The sequence below is a fragment of the Streptomyces sparsogenes genome (assembly GCF_001704635.1).
Lineage (GTDB): Bacteria > Actinomycetota > Actinomycetes > Streptomycetales > Streptomycetaceae > Streptomyces > Streptomyces sparsogenes.
The window spans coordinates 88,127-101,701 of record NZ_MAXF01000020.1 but is presented as its reverse complement, the minus strand read 5'-3'; the positions used below and the strand labels follow the sequence as shown (position 1 = coordinate 101,701).

Below are 13,575 nucleotides of genomic sequence, written 5' to 3'. Positions count from 1 at the left end.
GTATGTCCGAGCACGCCGATTCCGCCGACCAACAGCTCAAACCGGTCGACGTCATCGCCCATGCCGCGCTCCCGGTCGCCGGCCTCATGCAGATCATCGTGGGCCACTGGGGCAGCCAGGTGGTGGCCACCCTGGCCACCCTCGGCATCCCCGACTCGCTCGCGGACGGCCCGCGCGGCGCCGAGGACCTGGCCAAGCAGCACGACGTGGACCCCCGGGCGCTGTACCGGGTGCTGCGGGCCGCGGCGACGCTGCGGGTGCTGGACCACGCCGACGACGAGACCTTCTCGCTCACCGAGGCCGGACACTTCCTGCGCACCGACTATCCGTTCTCGATGCGCTACAACGCGATGCTGCACGGCTCGCGCTGGCACTGGGACCCGTGGTCGCTGACCCCGGAGGCGGTGCGCAAGGGCGGCGAGACCTTCTCCGAACACCACGGCGCGCCGTACTACGAGTACATCGGCCAACGCCCGGAGGCAGGCGACCTGTTCGACCGGGCGATGACGGCCATGGCCGCCCAGGCCCAGCTGCTGGCCGTGTCCCTGTACGACTTCGGCGGCCACCAGACGGTCGTGGACGTCGGCGGCGGCGAGGGGGTGGTTCTGTCCAACCTGCTGGAGACCCACGCCGGCCTGCGCGGGGTGCTGTTCGACCGCGAGCGGGTGGTGGACAACGCCAAGCGGCTGCTGACGGAGGCCGGACACGCCGAGCGCGTCGAGTTCGTGTCCGGGGACATGTTCACCTCGGTGCCCCAGGGCGGCGACTGCTATCTGCTGTCGATGGTCGTCAACGACTACAACGACGACAAGGCCCGCACGCTGCTGGAGAACACCCGGGCCGCCATGGGCCCGGACGCCACCCTGGTCCTGTTCGACATGGTCATCCCGCGCAACAACACCCCCTCCTTCGCCACCCTCGGCGACATCGAGTGCCTGGTCGTCAGCGGCGGTGAGCTGCGCACCGAGCCGGAGATCGGCGCTCTGCTCGCGTCCGCCGGGTTCCGCCTGGAAGCCGTGCACCGTGGCTTCTCCCCCGTCTGTGCCGTCGTCGCGAAACCGGAGTAGTCACCATGACCGACACCACAACGTCCCCGGCCGGCCGTCTCGGGGCGCGCGAGCGCGCGGTGCTGGAGCGGCTGCTCCCCGGGCTCGACGAGAAGCTGGCGGCCCATCCGCTGGCCGAACTGGAGAAGCGCGGCGGCCCGGCCATCCCGGCGTTCCGGGAGGCCGGCGGGGCCGGGCTGCTGGTGCCCACCGAGCACAACGGGCTGGGCGCCGACCCGCTGGAGGGCATCCGGGTCCAGCGGGCGCTGGCGATGCGCTCGCCCTCGCTGGCGGTGGCCGCCATGATGCACCACCTCTCGCTGGCCAGTTTCACCGAGTACCTGACCGCGCACTGCGCCCCCGACGCGTTCGAGTGGATTCTGCTGAAGACGATCGCGGGTGAGAACCAGCTGGTCGCCTCGGCCTCCGCCGAGGCCAGGCGCGGCGGCAGCATGCTGGAGCCGACCATGCGGGCCCGCCGGGACGGCAGCAACTTCATGATCAGCGGCAGCAAGAAGCCGTGCAGCCTGTCGCAGTCGATGGACTGGTTCACCGCCAGCGTGCTGGTGGAGGGCGACGAGAAGTACGACGGCCACCTCGCCATGGCCGTGGTGCCCGCCGCGACCGAGGGCCTGGTCCGCCGCCCGTTCTGGGAGAGCGAGGTGCTCGCGGGCGCCGAGAGCGACGAGGTGGTGCTGGAGGACCTGGTCCTGGACGAGTCGCTGATGGTCTTCACCGATCAGAAGCCCGGCAGCCGGATGGACATCCTCCAGATCCGCGGCTGGACCTGGTTCGAACTGCTGGCGGCGGCTTCGTACGTGGGCGTGGCCGGCCTGCTCGTGGAGAAGGTGATGGCCTCCCCCCGGGTCTCCCGGGCGGAGCTGGGCGCCCTGCTGGTGAAGCTGGAGAGCGCCATGGGCGCGGTGGAGAACGTGGCCCGGGACATGGCCGGCTCCATGGACGACCCGGGCGGGCAGATGGCCCACTCGCTGCTGGCCCGTTTCCACGTCCAGGAGACGGTGATGGAGGTGTCCACGACCGCCGCCGAACTGGCGGGCGGCATCTCCTTCATCCGCGACACCGAGGTCGGCTACCTCCTCCAGGCCACGCGCGCCCTGGCGTTCCACCCGCCGGCCCGGGCCAAGGCCCTGCCCGCGCTGGCCGGTTACTTCCTGGGCGAGGACCTGGACACCACGGTCTACTGACACCCAGCGGACGGCACGGGGAGAAACCGGGGAGAGGGCACGTGACGGAGCGGTTCGTACGGTTCATCGGCCGGGTGCGGTGGCCGCTGCTGGCGGTGTGGGGCGTGCTGCTGGTGGTCAGCGGGGCGCTCGCCCTCTCGCTGCCGGACAAGCTGAGCGGCGGCGGCTGGTACGTCCCCGGGGCGCAGTCCACCTGGGTGGCGCAGCAGCAGAAGGACGGCTTCACCGGCCGCGGCGAGACCAGCGTCACGGTGGTGATCCACGACGAGCGCTTCGCCGCCGGTACGGACCGCTTCGACCGGCGGGTGCGCCAGGCCGTGGCGGACATCGAGGACGACGGCCGGCTCAAGGCCGCGTCCCACTACGGGTGGTCGACCTTCCGCGGCGCGACGGAGAACACGTTCGTCGGCCGGGACGGCCACACCGCGATCGAGATGTTCGGCCTCGACGTGGACGACGGCACCGCGCGCCGGATCCTCCCCGACATCCAGCGGGAGTTCGACGCGCGGTACGGGGAGCGCGGCCTGACCGTCGGCATGGTGGGCACGGCGCCGTTCTTCGGCGAGATCAACGTGCTCAGCGAGGAGGGCCTGGTCCGGGCCGAGGTGATCGTGCTGCCGCTGATCACCCTCATCCTGCTCCTGCTGTTCCGCAGCGCGGTCTCCGCGGTGATCGCCATGATCACCGCGGGGGCGGCCGCGGTGGTCACCTTCGCCGTCCTCTCCCTGCTCGCCGACTCCTACGACCTGTCGGTGTTCGTGCAGAACACCGCCACCATGCTGGGTCTCGGCGTCGGCATCGACTACTCCATGTTCATCATGCGCCGCTTCCGCGACGAGCTGGAACGCGGCGAACCGGTGCCGAACGCCCTGCGCGTCACGCTCGCCACCTCCGGGGAGACCGTGCTCGCCTCGGGCGTGACCGTCATCGTCTCCATGGCCACGCTGGCCTTCGTCGACCTGCCGGTGATCCAGTCGATCGCCCTCGGCGCCGCCCTGGTCGTCGCCGTGTCCGTGCTGACGAGTCTCCTGCTGCTGCCCGTGCTGCTGTACGCGGTCGGCCCCCGGATCGGCCGGTGGGACCTGTTCGCCCGGCTGCGCCCGGCGAGCGCCACGGCCGACCCCCGCGAGCGCGGCTGGTACCGCTTCGCCCACCGGGTGCTGCGCCGCCCGGTGCTCGCCCTGGTCGGCGGCGGCGCGGTGCTGGCGGTGGGCGCGGTCCCGGCCCTGGGCCTGGACACCTTCACCCCGGACGCCCGGATCACCCCCACCACCTCGACCGTGCGCCAGTCCTACGACCGGGTGGAGGAGCAGTTCGGCAAGGGCGACGCCTCCCCGATGGTGGTGCTGATCCGCTCCGATCACCCGCTGCGCGGGGCGGGCGGACGGATCGCCGCGCTGCGTGACGAGCTGGGCGCCCTGGAACACGTCCGGCGGGTGGACTCGGCGCTGGACGTCCTGGAACAGGCCGCCCCGGGCCGCCCGTTCGACGCGCTCGCCCCCGGCGTACGCGACCGGCTGCCGACCGCCGCCCGCGCCACGGTGGGCCACTTCGTCTCCAGGGACGCCACCGAGCTGATCGCGCAGGTGATCCCCGAGGACCACGCCTCCGCCACCCGGACCCGCCGGCTGCTCACGGACGTCCGGAAGGTGGCGGCGAAGGCCGACGGCGACGGGCTGCGCATCGAGGTCGGCGGCCAGACCGCCGAGGGCGTGGACGCCAACAAGGTGATCGCCGACGGGCTGCCCACGGTCGTCGGGGTGATGCTGCTGGCGATCTTCATCATCCTGATGCTGTCGTTCCGCTCGGTGCTGCTGCCGCTGAAGGCCATCGCGGTCAATGTGCTGTCGGTGTCCGTGGCGTTCGGCATGCTGGCCCTCGCCTTCCGGGAGGGCAGCCCGGTGGCCGAGGCGCTCGGCTTCGACCCGTCCGGCCGGGTCACCAACTTCGTACCGGTGCTCCTGCTCGCCCTGCTGTTCAGCCTGAGCACGGACTACGAGGTGTTCGTGCTGGGCCGGGTGCGCGAGTACTACAAGGCGGGGGCCGGCAACACCGAGAGCGTGGCGCTCGGCATCTCCGCCACGGGCCCGCTGATCACCGGGGCGGCGGTGCTGATGGTGGCGGTGTTCGGCGGCTTCACCCTCTCCGGCATCCAGCCCATCGGCGAGCTGGGCTTCGGCATGGCGGTGGCGATCGCCGTGGACGCCACGCTCGTACGGATGTTCGTCGTACCGGCCGCCATGAAGCTCATGGGCTCGGCCAACTGGTGGTTCCCCGGCCACCGCCGCGCATCGTCCACCCCCGCTCACTCAAGGACTAGGAGCACGCAACAGCATGGCAGCGAGCGACACTTGGCAGAGCTTCCCGCTGATCGACGGCCTGAAGTCCCGCCGCGCCCGTAGATTCGGCATGGGGATGAACATCCCCGGCGGGCCGCTGGAGTACCGCAGCAAGCACCAGCCGGTGCCGCTGACGGAGGAGGAGCAGGCCATCCTCACCTTCGCCGCGTGCGGCATCACCGGCCCCGCGCTGAACGACTGGAACTGGGAGAAGGGCAAGGGCGGCAACGTGATGGCCGGCGTGGTCGGCCGCACCGTCTCCAGCTCCGACGCGCTCCAGAGCGGGGCGATGGTGGTCATGGACGACGAGGCCACCTATCTGGTCCGCCGGCCGGCCGACCTGACCACCGCGGAGCTGCGCCAGGTCCAGGACATGGTGGCCAAGAACGACTTCGTCGGGGCGTACCGGGCCACCCGTATCAGGATCGGGACCGAGCGCCGCCACCCGCCGGTGGAGTCCCCGTACAACCTGACCGGCAACCAGTGGTCGCTGCACACGCCCGGGTCCACGTACTTCCTGCCGATCGAGGACCTGTCGTACCTCTACATCAACGTGCTGCTGGAGTTCTTCAACGAGGAGATGGCCTGCTTCTGCCTGGACGAGCGGCGGATGTACCTGCCGGCCGGGCTCGGCAGGTTCGGCAAGTCCAAGGGCGGCCACCTCGACGACGACCCGCGGAAGCTGAAGGCCCTGCCGGTGGAGTTCGCCGAGCGCATCCTGGTGGAGACGGCGGCCATCGAGATGGGCATGATGCTCCAGAACCTGGGCCTGGTCAGCCAGGCGCTGGGGCTCGGCGGCTTCCCGCACTACACCGGGCACGACGGCGGGTGGTTCGAGGCGCTGGACTTCCGGATGGCCGAGATGCCGATCAGCCGCTACTTCCGGGTGCCCGCACTGGCCAGGATGGTCCTCAAGCTGCGCGGGCAGGACGCCGGCTTCGCCTATCCGCTGGGCCTGGAGCGGGACGGCGAGGTGCTGCTCAAGCCCTACTGCCCGCCGTACTACGAGTCGATGGAGGCGGCGGTGTACGCGGTCGTCGACCGCAAGTTCGGCAAGGACGGCATCTACCGCGGCGGCATCGGCCGGGGCGGCTGGCGGGAGCCGGAGAAGGTGTCCGAGGGGATCAGCGGCATCAGCCAGAAGGCCATCGACGCGGTGGTGTCCTACTGCGAGTACCTGTACAAGAAGTCCGGCCGGTTCCCCTCCTACCTGCCCGCCTACCACACACAGATGGGATTCCAGTCCGTGCACCTCGACGTGGACTTCTACGACGAGTTCTACGACCCGTCCGTGGTGCCCGAGGTGCACCGGTCCCACCTGCGGGACTGGCACGGGCGCTGACCGGGAGGGCGGGGAGCGGTGGACGAGGTCTCGATCTCCATCGCCGCCGCACCCGGGCGGGTGTGGCGGCTGGTCTCCGATGTCACCGGCATGGGCCGGTTCAGCCCCGAGTGCACCGGCGGACGCTGGGTCGGCCCGGCCTCGGGCCCCGCGGTCGGGGCCCGGTTCCGGGGCAGCAACCGGCGGGGGCTGATCTTCTGGACCACGGACTGCACGGTCGTGGAGTGCGAGGAGGAGAAGGTCTTCGCGTTCGAGGTCGCCCAGTCGAAGGTGCGGTGGGGCTACCGGATCGAGCCGGAGGGCGCGGGGGTGGTGCTGACCGAGTGGCGGGAGCACTTCGGGCGTCCCAACCTCCTGATCCGGGCGGTCGACGCCAGCGGGCTCGTGGGCTTCCGGCGGGAGCGGCTGATGGTCGAGGGGATGCGCGCGACCCTGGCCAGGATCAGGGAGGCGGCGGAACGGGGGTGAGCCCGCCCCGGGGGCCGGAAGCGCCGTCATCGTCACCGGTCGCGGCCCGGCCCGCGGGGGCGGGCTCGTCAGCAAAAGGCAGAACTCATGGAACGTACGGATTCACAGGCTTACGGGCTTACGGCTTGGGAGGAGACCTACGGTCAGCCGACCGGCTGGGGCTGCGAGGGGACGACCAGGCCGCTTTCGTAGCCCAGCGCCACCGCCTGGGCCCGGCTGGTGATGCCCAGCTTGGTCATCGCGCGGTTCAGATGGGTCTTCACGGTGGCCTCGCTGATCTTCAGTTCCCGCGCGATGGCGGAGTTGCTGCGGCCCTTGGCGACGTGCCGCAGCACCTCGGTCTCCCGCATGGTGAGCATGGCCAGGCTGGATCCCGAGGTCTCGGTGGCGGTGGCGCGGTAGGTGTACGCGTCGATCAGCCGCTCCATCACGCTGGGCGAGAAGGCCATGTCGCCGGTGGCGACCGCGCTGATCGAGGCGGTGAGCTTCTGCGGTGAGGTGTCCTTGAGGAGGATCCCGGCGACGCCCACCCGCAGGGCGGCCTGGATCTCCTCGTCGATGACCTTCGAGGCGGTGATGATGACGCGGGGCGGCCGGGCGGGTGCGGCCTCCAGGATGCGCTGGGTGGTGGCGATGCCGCCCAGCCGCGGCAGGGAGATGTCCATGAGGATGACATCCGGGCCGTGCACGGCGGCCAGGGTGCGGGCGCCGTCGCCGTCGGCGGCCTCGCCGACGGCGCGCAGCCCGGGGGCCGAGCCCAGCAGGGTGGACAGCCCCAGTCTCGCCAGGGAATGCCCGTCGGCGATCAGGACCTTGATCGGCACTGCTTCCTCCCCCGTTATGGTCAATTCTTCGAGCTCCTCTCATCCACGACGACACCGGAAGGTGCCCGGCCGAGCAGAGACGGTTCAAGCGTCCGCAAAACTTAATCCGCCGCGCCTCATTTGTTGACGGAGAGTCATCTTCCTGCCATCACGGGCGGCGTCGGCCGTGCTCGTGCCCGCCGAGCGGGAGCCGAGCGTGCGCGAGGGGCGGCGGGGCACCCGGCTCGCCGCCCCCCGCGCACACGTCTCCGGGCGGCGGTCCGCTCAGCCCCGCTTCTCCATGGCCTTGCGGACGGCGTCGCGGGTGCGGTCCATGACCGAGACGATGGGGCCCAGGGCGAGGTTCTTGGCCGCGCTCTCCGTACCGGGGTGCGGATGGGTGGGCGCCACGGCCTCCGCGGCCTTGACCGCGCTGGCCATCCTGGCCAGCCGCTTGGCGTCGGTGTTGGCCCTGAGCTGGGTGAACTCCTGCTGCTCCTCGGCCTCCGCGTGCCGCAGCACCGCCTCGCGCAGGGTGATGAACAGCGGCATGAACTCCGGGTCCTCGTGGTTCATGGACTCCAGACGGCTCAGCTTCTCCTTGGCCTGCCGCTCCTCCTCCAGCCGCTCCTGGACCACCTGCTCGCCGCCCTCGAAGGCGCGGCGGGCGGTGGGGTGCACCACTTCCTCCTCCGCCGTCTCGTGGACGGCCAGCATGTGCACCAGGCGGCGGAACGCGTCCCGCCGCGCGTCTCCGGTGGCCCGCTCCACCTGCTGGAACATCTCGCGGATGATGTCGTGCTGATGGGTGAGCAGCGCCACGACGTCTTCGTCGGTGCTGGTCGCGCCGCGCTGCGTCCGGTCGGTCATCGTCGCTCCGTTCGGTCGGACTCGGGAACGGACGCCCGGATACCCTGATGCGCCCAGGTCAGTGCTTCACAGACGGCACCGGCCGTCCACCCGAAACGGCGCCGGACGCCCCGGTTTCATCCTTATGGCGCGGAGGCGGTTACTCCTTGCGGCGTTCAGCCGTCGAGCGCGGCGAGGGCCTTCTTCGCGGCGGCGACGGCGCCCTGGCGCATCTCGTCGGCGCCCGCCGCCTCGTGGGTCTCGAAGTCGCCGCCGTTGTAGGTCACGGTGACCACCGCGTTGGCCCGGCGCGCGACCACGACGGCCTCGCGTATGCGCTGCTCGCCGTCGGTGGTGACGTTCAGGCTGACGGTCGCCCGGTCGCCGAGGCCGGGCACGGGGGTGCTGGGGCCGCCGCCCAGCGCGGAGCGGGCGCGCGCGGCCGCGGAGGCCGACACGTCGTACGAGATGTCCAGCCAGCGGTAGTCGAAGCCGCTCAGCGCGTGCCAGGAGCAGCCGGAGCGGTGGGCGGTGTCGCTCGTCCTCAGCTCGGTGCCGGCCGTCGGGGCGGCCGGGACCAGGTCCTTGACGGTGCCCGCCGGGAGGGTGGCGCAGGGCTCGGCCGGCGGCCGGGGGTAGCGCGGCGCGGCCGTACCGCGGCCCTGGCCGCCCGACGGCGGGGCCGGTGAGGCCGGGGCCGTCCGGGAGGGGTGCGGGGAGGCGGCGGAGGGCCCGGGGCGCGCGTCGGCGTCGTCGGAGGTGGTCATGGCCACGCCCGCGGCGGCGAGTACGGCGACCGGCAGCAGGCGGGCGACCAGCGTGAGCGGCAGAGAACGCACGGCGGTCTCTCTTCGGTCGTGAGCGGCATGGTGAGCGGCGCGAGTGGGAGACGACCATGCCATACGAACGTGTCTGCGAACACCCGGGGGGCCCTGCGCGGGAAGGCCGGGTCAGCCGGGCTGACCCTAAGGAGTGAAATCGCCACTTGATCCAATTATCTGATCAAGTGATTGGTTAAGTAGGGGTGGTGACGATCCGTACGCATGGCCCGGCAACCTACGTCTCGTCAAGTTGCCGCCCGCCGAGGGCATATCGCCGCAAAGGTCCCATCCCGCTGTGGAACTCACCGTTCCGACATCTTGATGACGTGTACAGGCTAGCGCCCGGCCGTCCTCTGCCCTTCCAATGCCTGTGACGCACGAAGCCAGACGCCACCCGCCACATGCCACACGCCACGAGCCAGGGGAGAGCCACATGGCACACCACCCGCACCAGCAGGCCATACGAGCCGCGGCAGCGCGCCTGGGCCGCCGCCGCTTCCTCACCGTCACCGGGGCCGCCGCGGCGCTCGCCTTCACCACCAACCTGCCCAGTGCCCACGCCGCCGAGCTGACCTCGCACTCCCTCACCGAGGACCCCTTCACCCTCGGCGTGGCCTCCGGTGACCCGCTGCCGGACGCCGTGGTGCTGTGGACCCGGCTCGCCCCGCGCCCGTACGAGCCGGGCAACGGGCTGCCCGACGAGGGTGTGGTACGCGTCGACTGGGAGATCGCGCACGACGAGCGCTTCAGACGCGTGGCCCGCAAGGGCACGGCCACCGCGCACGCCGAGTTCAACTACACCGTGCACGTCGACGCCAGGGGCCTCGACGCCGACCGCGTCTACTGGTACCGCTTCCGCGCCGGCCGGTTCACCAGCCCCGCCGGGCGCACCCGCACCGCCCCCGCCACCGGCGCCCATGTCCGCGAGGGCCGCTTCGGCCTGGTGTCCTGCCAGGCGTACCACGACGGCTACTTCACCGCCTACGGCCACCTCGCGGGCGAGGACCTGGACGCCGTCTTCCACGTCGGCGACTACCAGTACGAGTACGCCGTCAACGCGGTGGGCGGCGCCCGCAACTACACCGACCGCACCCTCCCCGCCCACTTCAACACCGAGACCGTCACCCTCGACCAGTACCGGCTGCGCTACGCCCTCTACAAGACCGACGAGGACCTCCAGGCCGCGCACGCCGCCTTCCCCTGGTACGTCACCTGGGACGACCACGAGACCGAGAACAACTACGCCGGCGACGTCGACGAGAACGGGAACCCGCCGGAGGAGTTCCTGATCCGCCGGGCCGCCGCCTACCGCGCGTACTGGGAGAACATGCCGCTGCGCATGCCCCAGCGGCCCGACGGCCCCGACATGCGGCTCTACCGCCGCTTCCACTACGGCAGGCTCGCCCAGTTCGACATCCTCGACACCCGCCAGTACCGCTCCAACCAAGCCTACGGCGACGGCTGGCAGTACCCCGGGCCCGAGTCCGAGGACCCGTCCCGCACCCTGACCGGCGCCGCCCAGGAGCGCTGGCTGCTCGACGGCTTCCACCGCTCCAGGGCCCTGTGGAACGTGATCCCGCAGCAGGTCACCTTCTCCCGGCGGAAGAACACCACCGCCGCCCGCTCCAAGCTCAGCATGGACTCCTGGGACGGCTACCCCGCCTCCCGTGCCCGGGTCCTCGCGGGCGTCGAGGCCGCCGGGATCGAGAACTTCGTCGTCCTCACCGGCGACGTCCACGTCCACTACGCCTTCGACATCAAGAAGGACTTCGACGACCCCGCCTCCCGCACCCTCGGCGTGGAGTTCGTCGGCACCTCCATCACCAGCGGCAAGGACGGCGCCGACAAGCCCGCCAACTGGGCCACGTACATGGCGGCCAACCCGCACATGAAGTTCTACAACGGCCGCCGCGGCTATGTGACGGTCACCCTGGACCGCGAGCAGGCCCGGGCCGACTACAAGACGGTCCCCGCGGTCACCACGCCGGGCGCGCCGCTCACCACGGCGGCGTCGTTCGTCAGCGAGGCCGGCAACCCCGGCCTCCACGAGGTCTGACCCTCGCCCCCAGCCGGGCCACCGCGGAGCGCGCGCTCCGCGGTGGCCCGGCTCTGTCGTCGGGCGGCCAAACCACCCGCACCGCTGCGATGGCATGATCGGACATTGACGAGAACTCTCATCGACTGTCCTTCACGAGAAAACTATGCTATTCGGCACGAAGAACGACCTCTTTACTCAATATCGAGCAAATCGGTCAAAAAATTGATACCTATAGTGTCGCGGGTGTTGTCGCGAATAGACGGCGTAAACCGCATATTGAAGTCCGGCGCATGGCGGCAGCCCCGGGCGATCCTGTGGGTCACGGCGGGTGTGGCGACCCTCGGGTTCCTCATCGCGCTGGAGATCACCGCGCATCACTACGGCCTTCCCGGGCCGATGGCCACCCAGGCGAAAGAGGTGATACTCCCCCCGAAGCCGGGGCCGCTGTACGGCGGCCTGGCGTTGATGATGGTGGTCCTCACCTGGCGGCAGCGCTTCATCGCGATCGGCGCCGCGATCGGCATCGACATCGTCCTCGCCCTGGTGCGATGGGCGGCCGGCGTCGAGGTGCCCGAGGACCGGCTCTTCGGCAACGGCGCCATGTGGGTCATGCTGGGCTGCGCCGTCATCGCCCTCACCCGCCGCACCGGCAATGAGCGCGCTCTGCTGCTCAAGGGCGTCGGTCTCGGCCTGCTGCTGGTGACCGGCCGCAAGACCGGCGACACCTGGCTCCTCATCACCTCCAAGGCCCACCCGACCGTGCTCGACCCGTACGTGGCCACCGCCGACCACGCACTGGGCAACCCCTCCTGGCTGGTCGGCCGCGCCCTCGACGCCGCCGGTCCGATCCCCACCCAGATCGTCGCCGTCGTCTACGCCCAGCTCGCGGTCGCCGCGGTCGTCGTCGCCCTCTACCAACTGCGCAAGGTCGCGGCCGAGCGCCGCTTCCCCGGCCACCACCTGGTGCGCACCTTCCTGGTCATCGGCCTCGTCGGACCCGCCTTCTACATGATCTTCCCGGTGGTCGGCCCGGTCTTCGCCTACGGCCCCGGCGCCTCCGGCACCGGCGGCCCGGAATGGGCCCTGATCAACCTGTGGCCGCACACCCTCCCGTCCATCAGCCCCCCGCACCCGATGCCCTACGACGGCATCACCCCGCGCAACTGCATGCCCAGCCTCCACACCGCCTGGGCCGTCGCGATCTTCATCCACTCCCGCAAGGGCCCCCGCCTGCTGCGCTACGGGGGCACCTTCTGGCTGGTCGCCACGCTCACCGCGACCCTCGGCTTCGGCTACCACTACGGCGTGGACCTCATCGCCGGAGTGGTCTTCGCCCTCACCATCGAAGCGGCCCTGCGCTCGTTCGACCGCGGCTGGAACCGGTCGGCAGTCCAGATGGTCGCCTACGGCACCACCGTCTTCGCCGCACTCCTGGTCTGCTACCGCTATCTGCCGATGGAGATGGCCACCCACCCCTGGGTGTCCGGACCGCTGCTCCTCCTGGCGATGGCCTCGGTCATCCACGTCTACATACGCACCACCAGACTGTGGGAACCGGCGACCGCCCCGGCACCACGGCCGGAACCGCAACCCGAGCCGGTGTGAGTCGCGGCGCGCCAGACGGCCGGTGCGTCAGATGGCCGGTCAGCCCTCGTCCGGGTAGCGCACGCCGATCCGCTCGCGCACCGCGTCCAGGGTGCGCATCACCGCGAGGGTGCCGTCCAGGGGAACCAGGGGGGACTCCGTCTCGCCCGCTCGCAGACAGCGCATCACCTCCGCCGCCTGGTGCTGGTAGCCGTGCCGGGCGGCCTCCGTGGCCGGGGCCGTGAACACCTCCGGGTCGCGGCCGGACCGGTGCAGTACGAAGCGCTCCGGGTAGAAGAAGCCGCGCGGGAACTCGATCCGGCCCGACGAGCCGGTCACCGACGCGGTCTGCGGAGTGTCCGCGACGAGTGAGCAGCTCAGCAGCGCCACCGCGCCGCCGTCCCAGCCCAGGAGGACGCCGGTGTTCTCGTCCACGCCCTCGGGGGTCAGCCGCGCCCACGCCTGGATCTCGTCCGGCTCGCCCAGCAGCAGATGGGCGAGGGACACCGGATACACGCCCAGGTCGAGCAGCGCGCCGCCGCCCTGGGCCGGGTCGCGCAGCCGGTGCGCCGGATCGGAGGGGCCGGGGATGCCGAAGTCCGCGTGCACCGCGCGCACTTCGCCGATCGCGCCGTCGCGCACCAGCTCGGTCATCCGCCGGACGACCGGATTGCAGTACGTCCACATCGCCTCCATCAGGAAGCGGCGGGTGGACCGGGCGAGAGCGACCAGCTCGGTGGCCTCCCGCACATTGAGCGTGAACGGCTTCTCGCACAGCACCGCACGCCCGGCCTCCAGACACAGCCCGGCCGCGGCGCGGTGTGCCGAGTGCGGGGTGGCGACGTAGACCACGTCCACCTCGTCGTCCGCGGCCAGCTCGGCCCAGCTGCCGTGGGCGCGCGGTATGCCGAACCGCTCGGCGAAGCGCTTCGCGGACTCAGGGCGGCGGGAGCCGACCGCCACCACCTCCGCGTCCGCCATCTCCAGCAGATCCGCGGTGAACGCCGCCGCGATGCCGCCGGTCGCCAGGATTCCCCACCGCACGCTGTCCGCCATCCCCACCCTCATTCCGCTCCGCAC

At 71.2% G+C, this 13,575-nt stretch carries 11 protein-coding genes; 7 read left to right on the top strand and 4 right to left on the bottom strand.

Annotated elements, in window-relative coordinates:
• The first annotated feature begins 2 nt into the window (after positions 1-2).
• Genes BBH68_RS03520 through BBH68_RS03500 form a run of 5 tightly spaced genes read left to right on the top strand, consistent with a single transcriptional unit; the run spans position 3 to position 6,400 of the window.
• Positions 3-1,067 (top strand): methyltransferase, encoded by a 1,065-nt coding sequence (locus tag BBH68_RS03520; RefSeq protein ID WP_158080324.1) that lies wholly within the window; start codon positions 3-5, stop codon positions 1,065-1,067.
• Between the two features lie 5 nt (positions 1,068-1,072).
• Positions 1,073-2,251 (top strand): acyl-CoA dehydrogenase family protein, encoded by a 1,179-nt coding sequence (locus BBH68_RS41750; RefSeq protein WP_065958754.1) that lies wholly within the window; start codon positions 1,073-1,075, stop codon positions 2,249-2,251.
• A 41-nt stretch (positions 2,252-2,292) separates the two neighbouring features.
• Positions 2,293-4,653 (top strand): MMPL family transporter, encoded by a 2,361-nt coding sequence (locus BBH68_RS03510; RefSeq protein WP_065958753.1) that lies wholly within the window; start codon positions 2,293-2,295, stop codon positions 4,651-4,653.
• A complete protein-coding gene (locus tag BBH68_RS03505) occupies positions 4,586-5,932 on the top strand; it encodes a hypothetical protein (protein ID WP_065958752.1) in 1,347 nt (448 codons plus the stop codon). Before BBH68_RS03510 ends, BBH68_RS03505 begins: the two co-directional genes overlap by 68 nt.
• Before the next feature lie 18 nt (positions 5,933-5,950).
• Positions 5,951-6,400 carry an SRPBCC family protein gene (locus BBH68_RS03500; protein WP_065958751.1) on the top strand — a complete coding sequence of 150 codons (450 nt, stop codon included), beginning with the start codon at positions 5,951-5,953 and terminating at the stop codon, positions 6,398-6,400.
• Positions 6,401-6,543: 143 nt separating this feature from the next.
• Here BBH68_RS03500 and BBH68_RS03495 read toward each other — a convergent pair whose 3' ends face one another.
• The 3 genes from BBH68_RS03495 to BBH68_RS03485 form a co-directional block, all read right to left on the bottom strand.
• Entirely contained in the window at positions 6,544-7,224 is a 681-nt protein-coding gene (locus BBH68_RS03495; RefSeq protein ID WP_076971021.1) for a response regulator, read from the bottom strand.
• Between the two features lie 264 nt (positions 7,225-7,488).
• On the bottom strand, positions 7,489-8,073 hold the full coding sequence (locus BBH68_RS03490; RefSeq protein ID WP_065958750.1) for a hemerythrin domain-containing protein: 585 nt from the start codon (positions 8,071-8,073) through the stop codon (positions 7,489-7,491).
• 155 nt (positions 8,074-8,228) lie between these two features.
• On the bottom strand, positions 8,229-8,891 hold the full coding sequence (locus BBH68_RS03485; RefSeq protein ID WP_065958749.1) for a hypothetical protein: 663 nt from the start codon (positions 8,889-8,891) through the stop codon (positions 8,229-8,231).
• 415 nt (positions 8,892-9,306) lie between these two features.
• On the opposite strand from BBH68_RS03485, the gene BBH68_RS03480 reads away from it, so the two are divergent.
• Both BBH68_RS03480 and BBH68_RS03475 read left to right on the top strand, forming a co-directional pair.
• A complete protein-coding gene (locus BBH68_RS03480; protein WP_065958748.1) occupies positions 9,307-10,929 on the top strand; it encodes an alkaline phosphatase D family protein in 1,623 nt (540 codons plus the stop codon).
• Positions 10,930-11,184: 255 nt separating this feature from the next.
• Positions 11,185-12,516, top strand: a complete 1,332-nt coding sequence (locus BBH68_RS03475; protein ID WP_245737875.1) for a phosphatase PAP2 family protein — start codon at positions 11,185-11,187, stop codon at positions 12,514-12,516.
• A 39-nt stretch (positions 12,517-12,555) separates the two neighbouring features.
• On the opposite strand, the gene BBH68_RS03470 is transcribed toward BBH68_RS03475, so the two are convergent.
• Entirely contained in the window at positions 12,556-13,551 is a 996-nt protein-coding gene (locus BBH68_RS03470; RefSeq protein ID WP_245737867.1) for a Gfo/Idh/MocA family protein, read from the bottom strand.
• Between the last annotated feature and the right edge of the window lie 24 nt (positions 13,552-13,575).

Bases quoted from the DNA above. Each gene is read 5' to 3' on its own strand.
- BBH68_RS41750 (WP_065958754.1), top strand. From the start codon at position 1,073: ATGACCGACACCACAACGTCCCCGGCCGGCCGTCTCGGGGCGCGCGAG.
- BBH68_RS03480 (WP_065958748.1), top strand. From the start codon at position 9,307: ATGGCACACCACCCGCACCAGCAGGCCATACGAGCCGCGGCAGCGCGC.
- BBH68_RS03470 (WP_245737867.1), bottom strand. From the start codon at position 13,551: ATGGCGGACAGCGTGCGGTGGGGAATCCTGGCGACCGGCGGCATCGCG.
- BBH68_RS03505 (WP_065958752.1), top strand. From the start codon at position 4,586: ATGGCAGCGAGCGACACTTGGCAGAGCTTCCCGCTGATCGACGGCCTG.
- BBH68_RS03490 (WP_065958750.1), bottom strand. From the start codon at position 8,073: ATGACCGACCGGACGCAGCGCGGCGCGACCAGCACCGACGAAGACGTC.
- BBH68_RS03520 (WP_158080324.1), top strand. From the start codon at position 3: ATGTCCGAGCACGCCGATTCCGCCGACCAACAGCTCAAACCGGTCGAC.